17 protein-coding genes and 1 pseudogene are annotated in these 20,347 nt (G+C 41.9%); 12 read left to right on the top strand and 6 right to left on the bottom strand.

Going from position 1 to position 20,347, the window contains the following annotated elements; all coding sequences use genetic code 11:
• Positions 1-17: 17 nt before the first annotated feature.
• Positions 18-1,103 carry a fatty acid desaturase family protein gene (locus UH38_RS05345; RefSeq protein WP_045053611.1) on the bottom strand — a complete coding sequence of 362 codons (1,086 nt, stop codon included), beginning with the start codon at positions 1,101-1,103 and terminating at the stop codon, positions 18-20.
• Between the two features lie 398 nt (positions 1,104-1,501).
• Here UH38_RS05345 and UH38_RS05340 point away from each other — a divergent pair, with 398 nt between their 5' ends.
• The gene (locus tag UH38_RS05340) at positions 1,502-2,275 is read left to right on the top strand and encodes a ZIP family metal transporter (RefSeq protein WP_045053778.1); all 774 of its coding nucleotides are present in this window, start codon (positions 1,502-1,504) and stop codon (positions 2,273-2,275) included.
• A gap of 52 nt (positions 2,276-2,327) precedes the next feature.
• Positions 2,328-2,849, top strand: a complete 522-nt coding sequence (locus tag UH38_RS05335) for a GNAT family N-acetyltransferase (RefSeq protein WP_045053610.1) — start codon at positions 2,328-2,330, stop codon at positions 2,847-2,849.
• Between the two features lie 84 nt (positions 2,850-2,933).
• Here UH38_RS05335 and UH38_RS05330 read toward each other — a convergent pair whose 3' ends face one another.
• Entirely contained in the window at positions 2,934-3,770 is an 837-nt protein-coding gene (locus tag UH38_RS05330) for a heparin lyase I family protein (RefSeq protein WP_045053609.1), read from the bottom strand.
• A 579-nt stretch (positions 3,771-4,349) separates the two neighbouring features.
• Here UH38_RS05330 and UH38_RS28080 point away from each other — a divergent pair.
• The 3 genes and pseudogenes from UH38_RS28080 to truB all read left to right on the top strand — a co-directional run.
• A pseudogene (locus UH38_RS28080) lies at positions 4,350-4,505 on the top strand (cytochrome P450); the annotation flags it as partial.
• Between the two features lie 76 nt (positions 4,506-4,581).
• The gene (locus tag UH38_RS05325; RefSeq protein WP_045053608.1) at positions 4,582-4,998 is read left to right on the top strand and encodes a VOC family protein; all 417 of its coding nucleotides are present in this window, start codon (positions 4,582-4,584) and stop codon (positions 4,996-4,998) included.
• A gap of 67 nt (positions 4,999-5,065) precedes the next feature.
• Entirely contained in the window at positions 5,066-5,956 is an 891-nt protein-coding gene (gene truB / locus UH38_RS05320; RefSeq protein WP_045053607.1) for a tRNA pseudouridine(55) synthase TruB, read from the top strand.
• Here truB and UH38_RS05315 read toward each other — a convergent pair whose 3' ends face one another.
• The gene (locus UH38_RS05315) at positions 5,957-6,253 is read right to left on the bottom strand and encodes a hypothetical protein (protein WP_045053606.1); all 297 of its coding nucleotides are present in this window, start codon (positions 6,251-6,253) and stop codon (positions 5,957-5,959) included.
• 199 nt (positions 6,254-6,452) lie between these two features.
• Here UH38_RS05315 and UH38_RS05310 point away from each other — a divergent pair, with 199 nt between their 5' ends.
• A complete protein-coding gene (locus UH38_RS05310) occupies positions 6,453-6,962 on the top strand; it encodes a nuclear transport factor 2 family protein (protein ID WP_235355085.1) in 510 nt (169 codons plus the stop codon).
• A 135-nt stretch (positions 6,963-7,097) separates the two neighbouring features.
• On the opposite strand, the gene UH38_RS05305 is transcribed toward UH38_RS05310, so the two are convergent.
• Positions 7,098-7,820, bottom strand: a complete 723-nt coding sequence (locus UH38_RS05305; protein ID WP_045053604.1) for a response regulator — start codon at positions 7,818-7,820, stop codon at positions 7,098-7,100.
• 263 nt (positions 7,821-8,083) lie between these two features.
• On the opposite strand from UH38_RS05305, the gene UH38_RS24665 reads away from it, so the two are divergent.
• The 6 genes from UH38_RS24665 (at position 8,084) to UH38_RS05275 (ending at position 19,065) form a co-directional block, all read left to right on the top strand.
• On the top strand, positions 8,084-9,991 hold the full coding sequence (locus UH38_RS24665) for a PAS domain-containing sensor histidine kinase (protein ID WP_052672264.1): 1,908 nt from the start codon (positions 8,084-8,086) through the stop codon (positions 9,989-9,991).
• A gap of 148 nt (positions 9,992-10,139) precedes the next feature.
• A complete protein-coding gene (locus tag UH38_RS05295) occupies positions 10,140-10,556 on the top strand; it encodes a response regulator (protein WP_045053603.1) in 417 nt (138 codons plus the stop codon).
• Between the two features lie 161 nt (positions 10,557-10,717).
• Positions 10,718-14,200, top strand: a complete 3,483-nt coding sequence (locus UH38_RS05290; protein WP_045053602.1) for a PAS domain S-box protein — start codon at positions 10,718-10,720, stop codon at positions 14,198-14,200.
• Positions 14,201-14,364: 164 nt separating this feature from the next.
• Complete coding sequence (locus tag UH38_RS05285; RefSeq protein ID WP_045053601.1) at positions 14,365-15,483, top strand: chemotaxis protein CheB; 1,119 nt, start codon at positions 14,365-14,367, stop codon at positions 15,481-15,483.
• A 108-nt stretch (positions 15,484-15,591) separates the two neighbouring features.
• The gene (locus tag UH38_RS05280; RefSeq protein ID WP_045053776.1) at positions 15,592-17,448 is read left to right on the top strand and encodes a CheR family methyltransferase; all 1,857 of its coding nucleotides are present in this window, start codon (positions 15,592-15,594) and stop codon (positions 17,446-17,448) included.
• 252 nt (positions 17,449-17,700) lie between these two features.
• Positions 17,701-19,065, top strand: a complete 1,365-nt coding sequence (locus UH38_RS05275; RefSeq protein WP_200892302.1) for a PAS domain-containing sensor histidine kinase — start codon at positions 17,701-17,703, stop codon at positions 19,063-19,065.
• Here the strand turns inward: UH38_RS05275 and UH38_RS05270 are convergent.
• On the bottom strand, positions 19,062-19,799 hold the full coding sequence (locus tag UH38_RS05270; protein WP_045053600.1) for an ABC transporter permease: 738 nt from the start codon (positions 19,797-19,799) through the stop codon (positions 19,062-19,064). The genes UH38_RS05275 and UH38_RS05270 overlap by 4 nt on opposite strands.
• A 234-nt stretch (positions 19,800-20,033) precedes the next feature.
• On the bottom strand, positions 20,034-20,234 hold the full coding sequence (locus UH38_RS05265) for a prevent-host-death protein (protein WP_144405625.1): 201 nt from the start codon (positions 20,232-20,234) through the stop codon (positions 20,034-20,036).
• Positions 20,235-20,347 lie beyond the last annotated feature (113 nt).

Below are 20,347 nucleotides of genomic sequence, written 5' to 3'. Positions count from 1 at the left end.
ATTCAGCCGCATAATGCTTATTTTTCGCTCAAAGGACAAGTTACAGTATTTCTGCCTGCCCAACTTGTGAAAGTAGTATCATCTTTGTAATGTCTAGGAGTTTGCATCAGCAAGCGCCAAGCATCTTTAGCAGGCAATATATTTAGGCGTTCGGGATAATGAATTTTTAGAAGTTCTTGGACTAATGGATAATAGTCTGAGTTCATACCAGGAAAAATGTGATGCTCTGTATGATAAGAAAAATTCAGATGCAACTTATCGAATAGCTTGGGAACCTTAAGAGAAATACTATTAACCAAAGGATCGTTAATACTCGTCATCTGGCAAAGCATATGATTGGTATATATATAGAATATCAATCCAGCATAGCCAATGCCAATCGGTAGAAAGTAGCCCAGAGCAAGCTTCAGAGGTGAAAATTGCAAAAATGCCAAAATCGTTAAATGCAGCGAAAATATTACCAAAAGTTCGCCAGCGATCGCTATCCGCTTTTTATTGCTAATTGCAAAAGCTGCTGGAACGTAATCAACGAATTTATGATTAAATAACAATACAGAAGTCAAATTGCGAAAAGTATGTACTCCCCAAGCTGTCGCCATTCCTAACATTAATAATAAAGGATTAACTTCAGCAGAAGGTACAAATAAGTCTTGAATCCACTTGCCCCAAGTCTTCGGTTGAGTGTATAAATAATTGCGATCTGGATCTGCCAAAGAATTTGTTTTATTGTGATGTTCTTGATTGTGAACTGCTTTCCACAAAGTCGGGGGCATCCATAGCATTGTTAGCCCGATTAAACTAATAATGTGCATGAAGCGGGCGTTTCTAATTACACTTCCATGCATAACGTTGTGAGAGCTAAATAGTAAAACAATTACACTATTTCCCATCACTACCGCTAGCGGCAAATAAAGCAAGAGAAAGTATATAGGTAAACGATCTAGTTGCGATGCGATCGCCCACCCCAAAACTAATATTGCCAAATTAAGTAGTAATACTACTAACTTATCTGGATTAGGGGCAAAAGCTTCGGCAGGAAGGAGAGGACGTAATTTTTTTGCATACTCAGCTTGAGAAATCAGCACTTGCTGGGAAGATGGCATAAAGTTCGCAGTTTGTCATAATATTGATTGCACCAAGAAATAATTAGTCGCTGAAATATGGTATTTTGTGCTTTATCTAAAAATAAATAAAACCTAACCGCGATCGCTAGCAAATCTATTAATTCCTCATCAACAACTATAAATTAGTTCGTAACAAAAGCTCTCTACTATTTGATAGTTGCACGATTAACTTATTTATGAGGAATCCAAAATTGACGTGCATTTTATATTTATAGTTTTCGTTTTGCTCGGCATTTTTAAGTATAAAAGCTTGAATTAAAATGCTAGCTGCTGTAATTAAGATTAAAACGTAGTCGTAACGGGTACGATTTAGTTAGACTATTATAGAAACTGTAGGTAAGTAGCTGATGCTGCGAGCCAAATTAAATTTAATCAGTATGAACACTTTAATTATCGGCTTTGTTGCCAGTCTACTAGCTGGATTAGCTACTTTTGTAGGTGCATTACCAGTTTTACTGCCAATCAAACTAACTGGGCGAGTGCAGGGAATTATGCTGGGGTTTGGCGGTGGAGTCATGCTAGCGGCGACAGCATTTTCCTTAATTGTACCTGGAACTGATGCAGCGATTTCTCAAGGCAAAACCCAATCAGAAGCAGCCGCCATCATGGTAGGCGGTATTCTTTTGGGCGGACTATTTTTGCAACTAGCCCACCGTTTTATGCCCCACGAGCATTTTTTCAAAGGGCAAGAAAGCGTTAAAGGTGAGAACCTGAAGAGAATTTGGTTATTTATTGCTGCTATTACTATCCATAACTTTCCTGAAGGATTAGCTGTTGGGGTTAACTTTGGTGCTGGCGATATTTCTGCTGGTATTCCTGTCGCGTTAGGGATCGGCTTACAAAATATGCCAGAGGGCTTAGTAGTAGCGCTGTCTTTAGTAGGGCAGAACTACTCAAATAAGTATGCTTTATGGATTTCGCTGCTGACAGGTTTGGTAGAGCCTCTAGGCGGCTTAGTTGGTGCGGGGATTGTGGGTATTGCTCAATTTATATTGCCTTGGGCGATGGCATTTGCAGCAGGAGCAATGTTGTTTGTAATTAGCGATGAAATTATTCCAGAATCTCACCGCAACGGATTTGAGTCAGAAGGAACTATCGGCATTATGATGGGTTTTGTCATCATGATGTTTTTAGATATCTCGCTTTCATAAGTTTCCTGTCAAGAAAAGCTTGCTGTGCGATCGCCAGCCAATTTTTCAAATTATGCCCAAAAATTCAACGATTGTAGCTGAAACACCTCGTTTAATTCTCCGGCATTTAACTATAAATGACGCTGATGACTTGGCTGCAATCTACGCCGATCCTGTGGTAATGAAGTTTTACCCCAGCTTATGGACATATACAGAAACCAAGCAGCAGATAGAACGGACAATTGTTACCTACGAAAAAATTGGCTTTGGGCTTTGGGCAACTATTTACAAAGCTAATAACAAGTTTATTGGACGATGCGGGTTAGTACCTCAGTTAGTGGACGGGCAACAAGAAATTGAAATTGGCTATCTGCTTGCTAAAGAATACTGGAATAAAGGACTAGCAACCGAAGCAGCCTGTGCAAGTCGAGATTATGGTTTTGAGCAAGTAGGATGCGATCGCTTAATTTCCCTGATCGATCCAGGCAATATAGCTTCTCAAAAGGTAGCCCTGAAAACAAGTTTAACTTACGAAAAAAATACAACGATGTGGGAGAAGTTAATTCGCGTTTATACAATTCATAACTACAGATGACTGTAAAGTGTTACGGATTGAATTCTTAATCGCTAGCTAACTCTCACAGATATAGCAGTTTGAAAGCTCCCAATATGCTTGTAATTATCGTGGGGCAACTTCCTGAAAACTAGAGTTGCTGTCACCTAAACGGTACTCATCAGTATACAAGTAGCGAGGTGCAGGACCTTTGAAATTGGGATTGCCCTTGTATAGCCCCATTTTGAAGTACGGTCCTGCACCTTCATCATTCCAATAAGTCCGTCCTTGGTAATTGACTGGCTGAGAATAATTACCCCTGCCCGTTCTCATCCATAGTTTGAGAAACCCGTCTTTATTGCCTGTCCACTTAACGTGCATAACAAAATCAACCCATTTACCGCGAATATCTGATATTTTCGCCAACGTATAGGGATGGCATTGAATATCAATGTTGTCCCCTTTGTGCTGAAATTTAAAGACAATGTTACTGCCATCTCTGACGATATACGAGCCGTTTCCATTACAGGTAAATTTTCCGTTGCGCGGCGTGGGGTAGGTTGCCCATTGGGAGAACATATCGAATCCTTCAACAGTATCTTGCCAATCTGGGGGCAGATACATCGACCACCCATACCAGTAAGTCCCCCCGATTTGGGTTTTCCGCATTCTAAACTCCGATCTCTCTCCACAACGATCGATCCAATGTCTAAAAGCTTGTCTGCCCCCTCTAACTGGGTGGGCGGTGTTGTCGATAAAAGTGGCGACATTTTCTAGTTGGTTGCATCTACTCCCACCCTTTGCGCCCGAAACCTCTGTGGCGTTGGCTTCACTAATGCTTTCACTAACTGATTCAATTATCTTTGCCTCAGACATACCAGGAGCGAATGCCAAAGAAACTAATGCACTCAAAGTTAATGAACTTGCAACTCCAGTCGAGGACAATTTACCTTGCAGTCTCATAATTTAGTATTGATTGAAGATGAGCGAATTGAAATACTTTCTCAACATTGAGAACCACTTCGTTATCAATAGGAAAAATACATTGTTTTTCTGCATTAGTCTATCTTCTTAGAAAATCAAAGTCATTGAAGATATGAATATTCTCTATTTATTACTGATTAAAACTAATAAATCTCTAAGTTTATTAAATTATATAACTAAACTTTTTTTCTGAATATTCAATTAAAACTTTATTCACTTTATCAATTTTTATTTATATTAAACATTCAAGCAGACTTATGGTTTGCAGTATTTTCAGCTAATACAAAATATGAATCTTTTGAATTTATCGACAATTCTAATTATATAAATTAGCTCTAAGTGTTAAAGAATTTACGTTTGATTTAGACAAGAAATATCAATAGCGAAACTTATACTAAAATAGTAAGCCACCTAAAAAGCTATATTTTTAATCAGTTTTGAAAACTATATTACTTGTTTGTTAGATAAGCAATCATTTAAGAACTCTTGTAACTGATTGAAAATTAAATTACTTATGTAATAAGTAACAATATTTGGTTATATTTCCTTGTAATAATAAAATGCTTAGGCAAAGAATTTGCCAAACTAGAAATCAAACTGTTTGCAGCTTTATTAATTCGAGACTACAAGTAGGAATTATTGCCCGAACAAAATTTGCAGTGTGTTGTGATACCATTTTTGCGTCCTCGCGATGGTTTGCAGAGTAAGGTTTAGAAGAAGTGCAGGAAATGAGTAAGATTACACTTGGCATTAATTGCTAAAACCGCAGTTACTCAAAGGATGCATTGTCATGGTTGATGTTGGATTTACACATATAGCTTTACCTGTTGCAGATGTTGAGCAAAGTATTCGCTTTTACTGTAAATATGCAGGAATGCAAGTAATTCATCAGCGCGTTGATGCCAAAACAGGAGCATCTGTAGTGTGGCTTTGCGATCGCACTCGTCCATTTGCGATCGTTCTCATTCAAACAAGTTCGGTATCTCCAGTTCTATCTCCGTTTGCTCACTTGGGCGTTGGCTGCAAAAGTCGCGAAGATATGGATAGTCTCTGCAAACAAGCACGTCAAGAGAACGTACTTATCGAAGGTCCTAACGACTTCGGCTACCCTGTAGGTTACTGGGCTTTCTTGCGCGATCCAGATGGACATACTTTAGAACTTTCCTATGGGCAAGAAATCGGGCTTACAGTTGCTAACGCTACCTAAGTACTAGACAAACACAGCCAGCTTTTTGTCTACGTGTAAAATAGGCTTTTATCTTTAGTATCAACTCGTGCAAGGTTTTATCAATTTAGACAAGCAAGCTGGATTTACGTCACATGACTGTGTAGCACTGGTAAGGAAGAATTTGCGCCTCAAACGTGTAGGGCATGGCGGTACTTTAGATCCTACCGCTACAGGCGTTTTACCAATCGCATTAGGTAAGGCGACTAGGCTTTTACAATATCTGCAAACAAACAAGGCTTATCAAGCAACTATTCGTTTGGGTGTAGTGACGACAACAGACGATTTAGCAGGGGAAGTTATTGCATCTCAACCTGTCAACGGTGTAGAATTAACACAAGTTTCAGCCGCTCTTAAGCAATTTACAGGCAAAATAAAGCAAATTCCGCCTAAATACAGTGCAATTCAAGTAGAAGGAAAGCGCTTGTACGATTTAGCTAGGTCTGGTAAAGAAATTGAAGTGCCAACGCGGATAGTTGAAGTATTTAAAATTGAAATTTTAGACTGGCGCGGTGGCGATTATCCCGAAATAGATGTCGCAATTGCTTGTGGTGCGGGAACATATATACGAGCGATCGCTCGTGACTTAGGAATGATCTTACAAACTGGCGGCACGCTTGCAGCCCTCAGACGCACCCAAAGCAGCGGGTTTAATATTTCAGATAGTATCACCCTAGACCAATTAAAAGAGCAATTGCAACAAGGTAGCTTTAACCCTATTACCTCAGAAACCGCCTTGCAGCATCTCCCGTCAATTAGTTTACCTACAAACTTAGCGCAAAAATGGTGTCAGGGGCAGCAAATTGTTTGTCAAGATAAGGTTTTGACTAACTCACCTTTGCAAGTTTATCGAGAAGACGGTTGCTTTTTGGGTATAGGTCATCTAAACTCAGACACCGAGCGATTATTGATTCCCGATATGGTATTTGAGGCGCAATAACTACTCCCAAGTAGAAACAGATCGCAACACGTCAGGAATTTGCTCTTGCGATCGCGGAAATTCTAAAATAGTCTCGCTCAAACCCAAATACCTAGACTCGCTAAACGATAGCAGCATCCGCGATAGGGCAATCCAAACTTCAGATTCATATTCCCAATCGCGGTTGCGGTAAGCTTGCCCAGCAATTGAACGCAACGCCCAAAAATAACTGTTTCGTACCACAGAGCCACCTTTTTTAAACTCTGGTACATCTTCTTTATGAAGATAAAGAACCATATCTTCAATTTTGGCTCTCATATTTGCCTGCACGTCTCATTTATCTCTTTCTATGATGACGGTAATTGTAGGGTGCGTTTTCAAAACGCACCCTACAATGCGATAAGTTCACACTTACATCTGCGTTTATCTGCTGTTCTGGTGCTACAAGTCGGGAAACTCGCCCACAGCGCTGTCTCCCCAACGCACTGCCTCGTCCATCTGCGTTCCTAACTATCAGATGTTAAACAATCTCTCTAGAGACGCTAGGTTTAGCAATGCTTGGCTGCCTAAGATAACAATGCTAAGTCTTTGCGGACAAATATTTATGCAAGCTGCTAACTCTACACCACCTACCGATAATAGTAGGACGATCGCGATTGCAGGTATTAACGAACCAACAATATCTAACTACTTTGAAACCTTAAACGCAGGCGACTTTGAATCTACAGCCGCTTTATTTGCCCCTGATGGCGTAATGTACGCGCCTTTTGAATCGGGTATTGTGGGACATAATGCGATCGCAAGCTACTTGCAACAAGAAGCCAGAGGCTTAAAAGCCGAACCGCGTGAAGGAATTGCCGAAATCCAAGCAGATGTAACCAAAGTTCAAGTCAGCGGTAAAGTACAAATGCCCTTATTTGGCGTTAATGTATCTTGGCTATTTTTACTCAATCCCCAACAGCAAATTACCTCAGTTACCGTCAAACTATTAGCTTCTCCCCAAGAATTACTCAGTTTAAAACGTTAACATTAACAACTACCAGTCGCCAGCTAAAAAGCTACCAGTTAGTACAGTTAACACTAATTGGTCGCTATTTAACTGGTTACAGCAAACTTCTCCTATTCACTGGTCACTGGTTACTGGTCACTGGTCACTGTAAAACTAGCCTACCAAACCAGAACGCAACGCCCGCACAGCAGCTTGAGTACGGTCATCAGCACATAGCTTATTTAAGATATTGCGGACGTGAGTTTTGACTGTACCAACTGTAATGTATAGCTTCTCAGCAATTACAGCATTACTACAACCTTCAACAATTAGTTGCAACACCTCTAACTCGCGTTCTGTCAGGGGGTAAGCTGCAATCATTTGATCGTATTCCGCATCCGCAGCATTGATAGCTACAGTTTTACTGTTATCAACAGCAATATCCGTACCTTCTGGAGTTTGTTGGGCTTGCTGCAAGACAATTCGAGCGATCGCTGGATCTATCCAAGCATTACCGCCATGCGTGACGCGCAAAGCTTCTAGCAAGTTATCAAAGCTAATATCCTTCATGCAGTAGGAATCTGCGCCAGCAGCAAAAGCTGCTAAAACAGCTTCCTTATTGTCGCGCAATGTCAAAATCAACACCTTTGTTTCTGGACCTTCACCTGCATCCTGGCTAGCCTTTAACTGGCGCGTTAGCTCAATTCCATCTTTATCAGGCAAACCAATATCAACAATGGCAATATCTGGGTGTTCTGTTTCTAGCAACTTTAATCCATCATTAGCGTTGGCAGCTTCCCCCACTACTTCAATTTCTTGCCGCTGTTGCAGCGCTGTTCTGATCCCTACACGGGTGAGATCGTGGTCTTCGATTAATGCAACGCGAATCTTACTCATTGTCAACGTCCGCCGTTTACTGTGCTTAACTTTAAAATTGAGTTAACTAAAATGCTAGGGGCGATCCAGTCTCTTGAAAAGGTGTACAACGAAACTTGTGTCTATAGTTACTTTTAACTTTTAGATAACATGAAAAGTTAGCAGGGTATTGAACTTTTTAAGAGAATGTCACCTTACTAGAGTATCAAATTTAGGGTATTCATCTAGTAGTATAGCTAGCTGTTGCGAAAGATAAAATTTGTTTAAGTTTTGCACAAAAAATTATGAACGGCGATTTAGGGATAAGTGCATCAGAATTACTAAGTTGGGGATTGGCTCGCACCCTACACCCAGAAGATTGCGATCGCCTGCTAGCAGCCAGACAACAGGCTATAACTACAAGGCAACCCTATCAAGTCAGATATCGCTTGCTCTGGGCAGATGGTACTTACTACTGGATGCACGAACAAGCAACATTAAGTCAAGATAACCATTGGCAAGTCACTTGCACGCCACAATCTTACCAGCAGCTACAAGAACAACTAGCTCAAGTTCAGCAAAAACTAGATTTCCAAGTCCAACAATCGCCCCTAGGAGTAATTGAGTGGGATTTAAACTTTGAGGCTACAGAGTGGAACACAGCAGCCCAAGCAATTTTTGGCTACACCAAAAGCGAAGCTATCGGACATCATGCTGCGGGTTTAATAATCCCCAGAAGCGCTAAAGAAGAAGTAGAGCGAGTTTGGCGATCGCTTTTGCAGCAAACTGGCGGCACGCGCCATACTAACCAAAATATAACTAAAGATGGCAGAACAATTGTCTGTCAGTGGTACAATCAATCCCTGAGCGATAGCAAAGGTAATATAGTCGGCGTTGCTTCACTAGTTGAAGACATCACCACCCAAAAGCAGGCAGAAGACAAAATTTACGCTGCAAATGCCGAACTAGAACAAAGAGTACAAAAACGTACGGCACAATTAGAAGCAGCAGATTCCCTCAAAGATGAAATTCTTGAGCGCGAACAAGCAGCGCGACTTGAAGCTGAAGCCAACTTACATTCCTTAAATCGCACTCTTAAAGCCTTACGCGAAAGCGAAGAACGCTATCGCTCTTTAGTTGTCGCTACAGCCCAAATTGTGTGGACAACCAATGCTCAAGGGGAAGTTGAAGATATGCCCTACTGGCGGGCATATACAGGGCAAACACCAGCAGAAGTCAAAGGCTGGGGCTGGTTAGAGGCGATCCACCCTGAAGATCGCGATCGCACTACCCAAGCTTGGCAGGTTGCCCTAGAAACAAAATCTCTCTACGATACCGAATATCGCATCCGCGCCTCTGATGGTAGCTATCGTTACTTTGCAGTGCGGGGCGTTCCTGTTTTGGCAGAAAATAATCGCATCCGCGAGTGGGTAGGACTTTGCAGCGACATTCAAGAGCGCAAGTCAGCCGAAGCAGCACTTACGAACCGCGCTAACGAGTTAGCTTACCTTTCAGCCGTATTAGCGCAAACAAATACCGCCTTAGAAAAGCGCAATCAGGAACTAGATCAGTTTGCTTACGTCACTTCTCACGATCTAAAAGCGCCGCTAAGAGCGATCGCTAATCTCTCGCAATGGATTGAGGAAGACTTAAGTGAGGTGCTAACAGATGACACTCGCCATCAAATGAACTTGCTGCGCGGGCGCGTTCACCGCATGGAAGATTTAATTAATGGCTTGCTGCAATTTTCCCGTGTCGGACGTGTGGGTACGGAAAAATCCTTAGTATCTGTAGGGGATTTACTATCAGAAATTATCGATTCTTTCGTGCCACCTGCTTTTAAGCTTGATATTGCTCCTATGCCCACTATAACTACAGAAAAACTACCTTTAGAGCAAGTATTTAGCAATTTAATTAGTAATGCAGTCAAACATCACCCTCGCCAAGATGGCAATATCCAAATTTCTGTGCGCGAATACCAATCCTATTATGAATTTAGTGTAGCTGATGATGGTAGAGGTATAGATCCTGCATATCATGACAAGGTATTCGGAATTTTTCAAACTTTAGAAGCCCGCGATAAAAGCGAAAATACTGGGATTGGTTTAGCAATTGTCAAAAAAATCGTTGAAAATCAAGGCGGACAAATTAAATTGATTTCTCAAGAAGGGCAAGGCGCAATATTTAGTTTTACCTGGCTGAAACAAACATAAATTACATAAATTTAATAACTAAATTCATGTAATTTATTACTCTAATATCTCTTACTTCTTGAATATCTATAACCTGCCTATTGATTGAGGTATTGTATTTGATATTAATTAATAATTTAAGATAACCACCTCTAGCCATACCAGAAGAATGATTAACATCCTGCTTGTCGAAGATGACGAAGTGGATGTCATGAACGTCCAAAGGGCATTTAGGAAAAATAACATTAATAATCCACTTTATCACGCATCTAATGGCATAGAAGCCTTATCTATATTGAGAGGTAGAGATTCAGAGCTAAATATACCGCAAGTAAGACGCTTGATCTTGCTAGACCTGAATATGCCTAAAATGAATGGCATAGAATTTCTCAAAGAGTTGCGTGCAGATGAAGAGTTAAAGACAATTCCAGTGATTGTCTTAACTACCTCTAATGAAGATAAAGATAAGGTAGAAGCTTATAAATTTAACGTTGCCGGATATATCCTTAAACCCGTAACATTTAACAACTTTGTAGAAACAGTAGCAACTATGAATAAATACTGGACTTTGAGCGAAATGCCATAAAAATGTCAAAAAAGAGCCATAAACGATCGAAGGTAGCGATTTATTGGCTGACAGGAAAAATCAAATAAAAATATATATTAAATTTGAGAAAAAATTAGAAAAAGTATATCAAAAATAAAGCTTATATTTAAAGGCACAAGGCAGACCGATCGCCGCAGGTTATGGAAGAAAATGTCAAAATTTTGGTAGTTGATGATGATGAAGTAGATCGTATGCTGGTAAAGCGATCGCTTAAAGCTGCTGGCGTAAAAACGCAGTTAGAAGAAGCGACTAACTGCACCGAAGCGCTAGCGATCGTTCAACAACAATCTTTTGACTGCATATTTCTCGACTATCTCTTGCCTGATGGCGATGGACTAAGTTTAGTGCAGCAAATTCGTAGTTTAGGCATTGCCACGCCGCTAGTAGTGCTGACAGGGCAAGGAGACGAGCGCATCGCCGTTGAAGTAATGAAAGCAGGCGCGGCTGACTATATTGCCAAATCCCGACTATCACCCGAAAGCTTATACCAAACGCTGCGCCAAGCAGTCAGGCTATATCGCGCCGAACAAGCAGCAATCCTTGCTAACGAAAGGCTCAGACAAAGTGAAGAACGCTATCGCCTAGTATTAGAAGGCGCGAACGATGGCATTTGGGATTGGTATTGCAGTACAGACGAAGTTTACAGCAACGATCGCTTGTTGGAAATTATCGGCGCAACTAGAGAAAACTTTCAACTAACTGCCAGCAACTTAATGGCGCTGATGCACCCCGATGACTTACCAAAAATTCGTTTAGCAATCAAAAATCACTTGCAATATGGGGAAAAATGCGAAGCAGAATTTCGCATTAGGCATACAGATGGCGAATACCGCTATTGTGTAGCGCGTGGCAAAGCGCAGCGCGATCGCTATAATTGCCCAGTACGGATGTCAGGGATTATCAGCGACATCAGCGAACAAAAACAGCTAGAAGAAGCTCTAAGAGCCAGCCAATCGCGGTTTAGGCGGTTAGCAGAGGCAAATATCATCGGCATTATCGTTGCTGATGCTGAAGGCAAGCTGATTGAAGCTAATGATGCCTTTTTGGCAATGACAGGCTACAGCCGAGAAGATATTCATTTAGGTAGATTGCACTGGCAGGAAATAACTCCACCAGAATATGCCCAAAGCGATCGTCGGGCGGCGGAAGAATTGCTATCAAAGGGAGTCTTTGGCGCGTATGAAAAAGAATGTATTTGCTCTGATGGTAGTCGCATTCCTTTGTTACTCGGTGGAGCGCTGGTAGAAGGAACTGAAACCTTTGCGATCTGCTTTGCGATTGACTTACGCGATCGCAAACGTACTGACGCTCAAATCGGCGAACTCAACCGCGACTTAGAACGGCGCGTGAGCGAGATGCAGACGCTATTAGATGTAATTCCGATTGGAATTGCGATCGCTCAAGATCCCCAATGCCAACACATTCAAGTCAATCCTTCCCTAGCCAAATTGCTAGGTTTATCTGGCAATGCTAATGCCTCTAAAAGCGCTCCAGTTGGCGATCGCCCAGACTACGAAGTATATAAAGAAGGTAGAGAACTAGATGCTGTAGAATTGCCCATGCAGCAAGCTGCCGCTCAAGGAATTGAGGTCTTAAATAGTGAAATCGACTTATTAGTAGATACGACCCAAAAACTGAAGTTATTAGCCAACGCCGCCCCTTTATTTGACGAACAAGGCAAATCTAGAGGTAGTGTTGGTGTTTTTTGGGATATTACCGAACGCAAGCGGATTGAAGAACAAGAGCGATTTTTAGCTGAAGCTAGCGCCATCTTGGCGGCTTCCCTAGACTACCGTACTACCTTAACTAACCTAGCGTTTTCCATCGTCTCGCGCCAAGCTGATTGGTGTAGCATTCACGTCGTAGACGAAGAAGGAGCGCTGCGTTTGGTAGCTGTAGCTCATGCAAACCCATTACAAATGCAGTGGGCGCAACAATTGCAACAAACTTATCCTCTCGATCCTCAAGCTAAAATTGGCGCTCCTCAAGTCATTCGTACCGGACAAGCAGAATTATATTCAGAAATTACCGACTCTACATTGAGATCCCTTGCCACTTCTGAAGAATCTTGGCAAATTTTACAGCAATTAAAACTCAAGTCGATGATGTGCGTACCATTGAAAGCTCGCGGACGGGCTTTAGGTGCAATTACCTTTGTCACTAACGAATTGGGCAGAAGCTACAACTCTAACGACCTAAAATGGGCAGAAGATTTAGCCCGTCGGGCTGGGCTAGCTTTAGATAATGCTCGTCTGTATCAGCAAGCAACAGATATCGGCGAAAATCTCCGCCGCGCTATTATCATTTTGGGCGAACAACAGCAACAATTGCGCGTATTGCAGCGCATCACTAATTTGCTAAACCAGCGCTTGACTAATCTGCCTTCCTTGCTGCAAGTCATGGTAGGTTCGGTTTGCGATGGCATTTCGGAAGCTGAATTTGCCGCGATCGCAATGGTACAAAGCAACAGTAAAAGTCTAGAACTGACAGCTACTTCTGGCATCGACCAAGAGAATTTACAGTTTTTGCCCTACCAAGCAAGGTTAATTCATCAAGTATTTTTGACGGGCAAAGCTCAATTAGTCAAACAAAAACAACCCCAAATTGATGCCAATAACCCGCTAACTGCCCCAGCAGCTATCTACGCCGTAGCAATTGAATCAGCTACCGCTGGACGATTGGGAGTATTGCTAATTGGCAATTGGCAAGATCCTGAAGCTTTTGATGTCGAAGATCGCAATTTATTAGAGGCGGTAGGCGAACAAGCAGCGATCGCCATTAATAACGCTCGGCTAATTAATGCTTTAGAAGAAAGAGAAGAACGTCTAGGCATTCAAAATGAAATTCTTGCCAGCCAAAACCGCGAACTAGAAATCACACGATCGCAAATCGAGCGGCAAAACTTGCAATTAATCGAAGCAGCAAGGCTCAAGTCGCAGTTTCTAGCTACTATGTCTCACGAACTGCGTACGCCCATGAACGCTGTCATTGGCTTTGCTCAAGTATTGCTCAGACAGCGGACAGCAACGCTCAACCCGACTCAAGTTGATATGGTAGAGCGGATTTTAAATAATGGTAAAAATCTTTTAGCTTTAATTAATGATATTCTCGACTTGTCTAAAATTGAAGCAGGTCGCCTAAAACTAAGACTAGAAGAATTTGACTTGGTAAAGTTAATTTCAGCAACGCTCGCCGAACTGCGTCCCCTTGCCGAACAAAAGCAGCTACCATTGCGTTTTCAAGTTCAGCTAGCCGATCCAATGGTAGTAAATGACAGTACCAGAGTGCGGCAAATCTTAGTTAACCTGCTCTCGAATGCAATTAAATTTACAGATACAGGTACAGTAGACGTAACAATCGGACAAACACCAGATAGAGTCATAATTAGCGTTAAAGATACAGGGGTTGGCATTGCCGAATCTGAACTAGAGCATATTTTTGAAGAATTTCGTCAAGTCGATCAAACTACCACAAGACAGCATGGCGGTACGGGATTAGGACTTGCCATTACTAGATCGCTTGTCAATATGATGCAAGGAGCGATCGCTGTTGAAAGTCAGTTGGAACAAGGTTCTACATTTACAGTTAGTTTGCCCCGCCAAGTAGTTACAACCCAAAATTGAATTTGGTTAGCTTAGTTCATCCGCGCGATCGCTACAAATTATCTCTAGACCTCTTGTATAAAGACAAGGGGGACTACAGGGGGATAGGATTGCCAATCTATAGAACATTGCCTACTTTTGCCAGAAGTCTACTAATTTATATTGAGCAGGGAGAAATTGATTAAATGCCTAGACATGACATTATTGTGGTTGGTGCTTCCGCCGGAGGGGTAGAACTTCTTTGCCAACTCGTGAGCGATCTACCACAAGACATCCCCGCATCAATATGTATTGTGCTGCACGTTCCGGCTCAAAGTACAAGTGTCTTGCCTGGTATTTTAAATCGGGCGATCGCCAAAAAACATAAAACTGCAACTACTCGCCTCTGGGCTAGTCATCCTCAAGGTACAGAAGCGCTCGAACGCGGAAAAATATACGTTGCGCCACCAGATCGACATCTATTAATCAAAGATGGTTCTGTTCATGTTGCAATGGGACCCAAGGAAAACAGCCATCGCCCAGCAATTGATACTTTGTTTCGTTCTGCCGCCCGCGCATACGGACAAAGAGTTGTGGGTGTAGTCCTATCTGGCTTGCTTGATGACGGTACAGCAGGACTTGCTGCCATCAAGCAGCGAGGCGGCGTGGCTATTGCTCAAGATCCAGAGGAAGCGCTGTACTCTGGAATGCCGCAAAGTGCGATTGATAACGTTGATGTTGACCGTATTTTGCCTATTGCTGGCATTGTTGATTTCTTAAGCGAACTTGCTTATTTGCCTGTATCTGAACTTGCAGCACCAGTATCGCAGCAAATGCAAATCGAAACTGACATCATGGATATGGACATAGCAGCAATTGAAAATAACGATCGCCCTGGCAACCCATCAGGTTATGCTTGCCCAGAATGTCGAGGCGTTTTATGGGAAATCCGTGAGGGCAAAATAACTCGTTTTCGCTGTCGTACAGGTCATTCTTTCTCAATCAATAGTTTGCTTGCCGAACAATCTCAGGCTTTGGAAGTAGCTCTGTGGAGCGCTTTGCGGGCGCTAGAAGAAAAAGCTGCACTAACTCAACGCATGAGCGAACAAGCGATCGCCCGCAATCAAGCTTTGTCGGCAAAACGTTTTAGCGAACAAGCCCAAGAAGCATACAATGGAGCAGCCCTCGTCCGCGATTTACTTTTAAACCAAAATAACCAAAGTTTGTCAGTAAGAAACGGCGAACTGACAGGACAAAATTTAGAAAGTTCGCTGGGGAGCGATCGGCGAACGCTTGATAACGATATAAATGGTAAAAAGGGTTAGTCGATCGCGCATAGCAGGTAGAGCAAATATACTTAAATGCTCTACATTGAAGTTGAGGCATACTGCAGCGCCTCTACCCAAGCAGCAACATTGCTCCTTCTTCGATCTATGAGTGACACAGAGCAAAACCCAGAATTTGAAAAATTAATTGACTATATTAAAAGTCAGCGCGGTTTTGACTTTAGTGGTTACAAGCGCTCTACTTTGCTGCGCCGCATAAACAAGCGCTTGCAGTTTTTGGGGATGGAAAACTATGGCAAATACCTCAACTACTTAAAACTAGAACCACAGGAGTTGGTAGAGCTATTCGATACAGTTTTAATTAACGTTACTGGATTTTTCCGCGATAGTAGCACTTGGGAATACATCCAAAACCAGATAGTTCCCCACATTGTTGCTCGAAAGCAGCCACAAGAACCTATCCGCATCTGGAGTGCTGGATGTGCTAGCGGACAAGAAGCTTATACCCTGGCAATAGTATTTGCTGAAGTTTTGGGCGTAGAACAATTTTGCGATCGCGTCAAGATTTATGCTACTGATGTAGATATGGCAGCACTTAATCAAGCCCGCCTAGCTACCTACAATGCTAAAGAATTTGATGGCTTGCCTGCTGAAATATTAGAGAAGTATTTCTATAAAATAGATAACTTTTACAGGTTCCGCCCAAACTTACGCCGTTCGCTCATCTTTGGTCGTCATGACTTAATTCAAGATCCACCTATTTCTCACCTTGACTTGTTGACTTGCCGCAATACTTTGATGTACTTCAATAGCGAAACTCAAGCAAAAATAATTGCTCGGCTGCACTATGCCCTCAATACTGGCGGTTTTCTATGTATGGGCAAGGCAGAAATGTTACTCTGTCGCAGTAGTTCATTTGCGACGGTAGATTTAAAAAGAAGAATTTTCATTAAAACTCAACAAAACACCCGACGCGAACACTTATACTCAATGACTCAAAACGATAAAAATGAACAAACTAACTACTTAGTTAGTAATAGCCGTCTGCGGGATGCAGCTTTTGAAGCGAGTCCAGTAGTGCAGCTAGTAATAAATATCAAAGGTCAATTGGCATTAGCTAACGAAGCCGCCAGACAAATGTTTGCTTTAGGCACTAAAGATATCGGTCGTCCGCTGCAAGATTTGGAATTGTCTTATCGTCCTGTAGAATTGCGCTCTCTCATTGACCAAGTTTACGCTAGCCACCGCTCTACTACTATTGGCGGTGTTGCTTGGACAAATAGTACAGGCGAAATCGCTTATTTTGACGTACAGATTAATCCTCTCGTCAACTTTAGCGGCAAAATCCTAGGTGTAAGTGTCGTTTTTACAAATATTACTTCCTCCAAAAAGTTGCAAGATGACGTAGAGAAAGCTAATCAAGAGTTAGAAATGGCTTATGAAGAATTGCAATGTACTAACGAAGAATTAGAAACAACTAACGAAGAACTGCAATCTTCTAACGAAGAACTAGAAACGACTAATGAAGAATTGCAATCTACCAATGAAGAATTAGAAACAATGAATGAGGAATTGCAATCTTCTAACGAAGAGTTGCAAACTATGAACGAGGAACTGCGTCTGCGTAGCGACGACCTCAACCAAGCTAATGCTTTTCTAGAGTCAGTTTTGTCCTGCTTGCATAGTGGTGTCATAGTTATCAACCGAGATTTGCAAATTGAGATTTGGAACCACCAAGCAGAAAATCTCTGGGGTTTGCGCCATGAAGAAGTCCAAGGTCAGCATTTAATGAACTTAAATATTGGTCTACCTGTAGAACAGTTGCGCCAGCCGCTCCGCAGTTGTTTGACAGGAGAGGAAAAAAATATAGTAGTAAATGTAGTAGCTATCGACCGTCGTGGCAGAACAATTCAATGCAACATATCTTGCAATCCTTTATATAGTGCCACCAAAGAAATCAGAGGAGCGATATTATTTATGGAAGTAAATAGCAATGCCTCTTGAACCTATTTAGATTCTACTACTAACCTAAAGCTAGAGCTTTCAATTAGAAATTATAATTCCTAAAGTAGATTTAAATATCTCAAAAACTTGTATCTTTAAATAAAAGTCAAAATTTAAAATTCTCAATTTTATAGTTAGGTTCCATTGCTAAAAGCAGATACGAATAAGTATCATTTGATGCTGGTATTGGGGACTGACGCTATTTTTAATCAATGTATCTAAATATTTTAATTTAGAAGGTTGTTATATAAAGTGGACAAAGCAAGGAACGAGCAATTTGAACGAAAAATAGATATATTTGGGCAAAAGCTTGGTCTTGTTAAAAATATCTCCACCAAGCTAGAAAACCAACAAGCGGTACAGTCAGCCCAAAAACCAGAAAAAACGCTGGAAGTAATAGAAGAGTTGCAATGCGCTCTAGAAGAACTTTTTGTAGCTGAAGAAGAAATAAAAGCGCAAAACGAGGAATTAGCGATCGCGCATGACCAAATAGCAGCCGAACGACAGCGCTATCAAGAATTATTTGAATTTGCCCCTGATGGTTATTTAGTTACCGATCCATCTGGGATCGTCCGCGAACACAATCAAGCAGCAGCAAGCTTGCTCAATATGCCTAAATCTGCCCTAGTTGGTAAACCGCTAGCTAACTATATTGCGCTCAAAGATCGCCACGCTTTACGCTATCAGCTAAATCGCGTCCAAGAGTTAGAGCGATTGCCAGAATGGGAAATTAACATCTGTCCCCGTCAGTCTCAACCCTTTGCGGCGGCGATAACTATAGCCACTGTACGCGATCGCCAAGGTAAAGTCACCGATCTGCGGTGCATGATCCGCGATATAACCGCCCGCAAGCAAGCAGAAGAAAAGTTGCAAAAAATTCAAGTGCAGAATTTGCAACTACAAGAAAGTGCCAAGCTAAAGTCTCATTTTTTGGCAATCATGTCTCACGAACTACGCAGTCCGATGAATGCGATAATTGGATTTTCGCAAATACTGCTCCGCCAAGCCCCGCCTAATCTTGCTAGCAATCAAGCAAATATGGTGGAAAGAATTTTTAGTAATGGCAAGCACTTATTAAAGTTAATTGACGAAATTTTGGATTTTGCCAGAATTGAAGCTGGTCGGATGGAACTTAAGTTAGCTGAGTTTAACTTAGTCCAATTAGTCAAGGAAACTGTTGAGGAAAGCCGTTCTTTAGCCGAGCAGAAAAATTTAGTTCTTGAGGTGGAATTAAATTTAACTAATCCTAATATTGTCAACGACAGCGATCGCTTGCGCCAAGTATTAATCAATTTGATTTCCAATGCAATCAAGTTTACAGGCGAGGGCAAAGTAGCAGTTACAGTAGAGGAATTATGGTCAGATCGCCTAGCAATTGCTGTCAAAGATACAGGAATTGGCATTGCTGAAGCTGATATCGAGCATATTTTTGATGAATTTCGCCAAGCAAATCAAACAATTACCCGTCAGCATGGCGGTACTGGTTTAGGGCTAGCTATATGCGATCGCTTAGTGCGGTTAATGCAAGGGAAGATTGATGTAGAAAGTAAGCTGGGCGAGGGTTCAACTTTTACAATTGAGATTCCGCGCCGAGTTGAAGTAGGAAATAATAATTAATCTAGAATAAGGCGCGATCGCTTAAATCTCGCCATTGCTAGTAGCAATAAGCCAAAATTGAGAATAATTAGGATAATTGCAGCAAGAAGATAAATTGCTGTAGTATTGCCATTTTGGGCTAGTTTTACCAAATCTTCTTGGACTTGAGTAGGAAGCAAACTCAAGACAAATAAAGGCAACCAAGTTAAGGCAATAGAAGCAAAAACAAGTTGCTGCGCCGCTTGTTTAACTGTTGCGGCTCTTAAAGAGACAAGTACGCCAATACTCGCCGATAAAGTTGCTGTTAATAGTCCTAAAATCGCGCCGCCAATAGCAATCTTTGCCGGATAAAGTAACAGCCTACCATCGCCATCAACAACATTTACAGTAATCAAAGCTACCAGCAGCATAATAAACGTCAATACCCAGGCATAGCCTACCGCTGCCCCTACCTTACCAAACAAAATTGCTCGTGCCGACAAAGGGCTAGCAAGTAAAGTTTCCAAAGTATGCCTTTCTCTTTCTCCAGCAAAAGCATCGGCAATTATCGCCGTAACTGGGAGCATAGCTAGCCAACCCCACAACACTATCGACGCTGGAGATTCTACCCAAACCCGCCCAACTTGAGCAGGTAAAAGTACGCCAAATATCAGCACCGAAGGAATCAAACTCAGCAAAATTCCCCGCAAACTACCGCGCTGAAATAGTAATTCTCGCCATTCTTTCCAAATTACAGTCCAAATATCAGTCAGCATAATGCGATCGCTTTTTCTCCAAGTTATTAGATATTAGCGATCTAGTTCGTACTTTAACTTAGATCTTGCACCTTGCCTCATCAGCCTTGAAATCAATTTCAAGGCTGATAGTAGAAGTCCGTTAAAACGGACTAAAACACAGTTCAATCCCAGGAAAGTCGGATAAATCCGACTTAAGCTATGAGCCAAGGAATTTATTCTTTGGCGGGATGGTGCAAGATGTGAGTTAACCTATCAAGCTTCGCCATTTGCTAATCGCTGCATAGCTAGCGTAAACTCTTCTACTCCTACCATCTGCGACTGGTTTAAGGCTGATTGTGCTTGTTGCCCTAAAAGCCGATCTTCTAACTCCGCTAGTGTCATCAACTGCTGGTAAGCTTCAGCCGACATAACTACATGACTAGGATGCGATCGCTTGGTTATTGACACTCCCACCGTCAAGCTTGCGCTGTGACGGGGGATTCTTCCTTCAACGAGCGACTTTGCTCAAACACTGTTTCCAGATTTAAGTAGAGGGTCATCTCTCCAGAAGCGTTAATTTCGGTCTG

The sequence above is a fragment of the Aliterella atlantica CENA595 genome (assembly GCF_000952155.1).
GTDB lineage: Bacteria > Cyanobacteriota > Cyanobacteriia > Cyanobacteriales > Chroococcidiopsidaceae > Aliterella > Aliterella atlantica.
Note: the sequence above shows the minus strand (reverse complement) of the source record. Positions and strands in the feature narration are given on the sequence as shown.

What these genes read in the sequence shown, in the direction of transcription:
- UH38_RS05345 (WP_045053611.1), bottom strand. Translation starts at nt 1,103, where the DNA reads ATGCCATCTTCCCAGCAAGTGCTGATTTCTCAAGCTGAGTATGCAAAA.
- UH38_RS05340 (WP_045053778.1), top strand. Translation starts at nt 1,502, where the DNA reads ATGAACACTTTAATTATCGGCTTTGTTGCCAGTCTACTAGCTGGATTA.
- UH38_RS05335 (WP_045053610.1), top strand. Translation starts at nt 2,328, where the DNA reads ATGCCCAAAAATTCAACGATTGTAGCTGAAACACCTCGTTTAATTCTC.
- UH38_RS05330 (WP_045053609.1), bottom strand. Translation starts at nt 3,770, where the DNA reads ATGAGACTGCAAGGTAAATTGTCCTCGACTGGAGTTGCAAGTTCATTA.
- UH38_RS05325 (WP_045053608.1), top strand. Translation starts at nt 4,582, where the DNA reads ATGGTTGATGTTGGATTTACACATATAGCTTTACCTGTTGCAGATGTT.
- UH38_RS05315 (WP_045053606.1), bottom strand. Translation starts at nt 6,253, where the DNA reads ATGAGAGCCAAAATTGAAGATATGGTTCTTTATCTTCATAAAGAAGAT.
- UH38_RS05310 (WP_235355085.1), top strand. Translation starts at nt 6,453, where the DNA reads ATGTTAAACAATCTCTCTAGAGACGCTAGGTTTAGCAATGCTTGGCTG.
- UH38_RS05305 (WP_045053604.1), bottom strand. Translation starts at nt 7,820, where the DNA reads ATGAGTAAGATTCGCGTTGCATTAATCGAAGACCACGATCTCACCCGT.
- UH38_RS24665 (WP_052672264.1), top strand. Translation starts at nt 8,084, where the DNA reads ATGAACGGCGATTTAGGGATAAGTGCATCAGAATTACTAAGTTGGGGA.
- UH38_RS05295 (WP_045053603.1), top strand. Translation starts at nt 10,140, where the DNA reads ATGATTAACATCCTGCTTGTCGAAGATGACGAAGTGGATGTCATGAAC.
- UH38_RS05290 (WP_045053602.1), top strand. Translation starts at nt 10,718, where the DNA reads ATGGAAGAAAATGTCAAAATTTTGGTAGTTGATGATGATGAAGTAGAT.
- UH38_RS05285 (WP_045053601.1), top strand. Translation starts at nt 14,365, where the DNA reads ATGCCTAGACATGACATTATTGTGGTTGGTGCTTCCGCCGGAGGGGTA.
- UH38_RS05280 (WP_045053776.1), top strand. Translation starts at nt 15,592, where the DNA reads ATGAGTGACACAGAGCAAAACCCAGAATTTGAAAAATTAATTGACTAT.
- UH38_RS05270 (WP_045053600.1), bottom strand. Translation starts at nt 19,799, where the DNA reads ATGCTGACTGATATTTGGACTGTAATTTGGAAAGAATGGCGAGAATTA.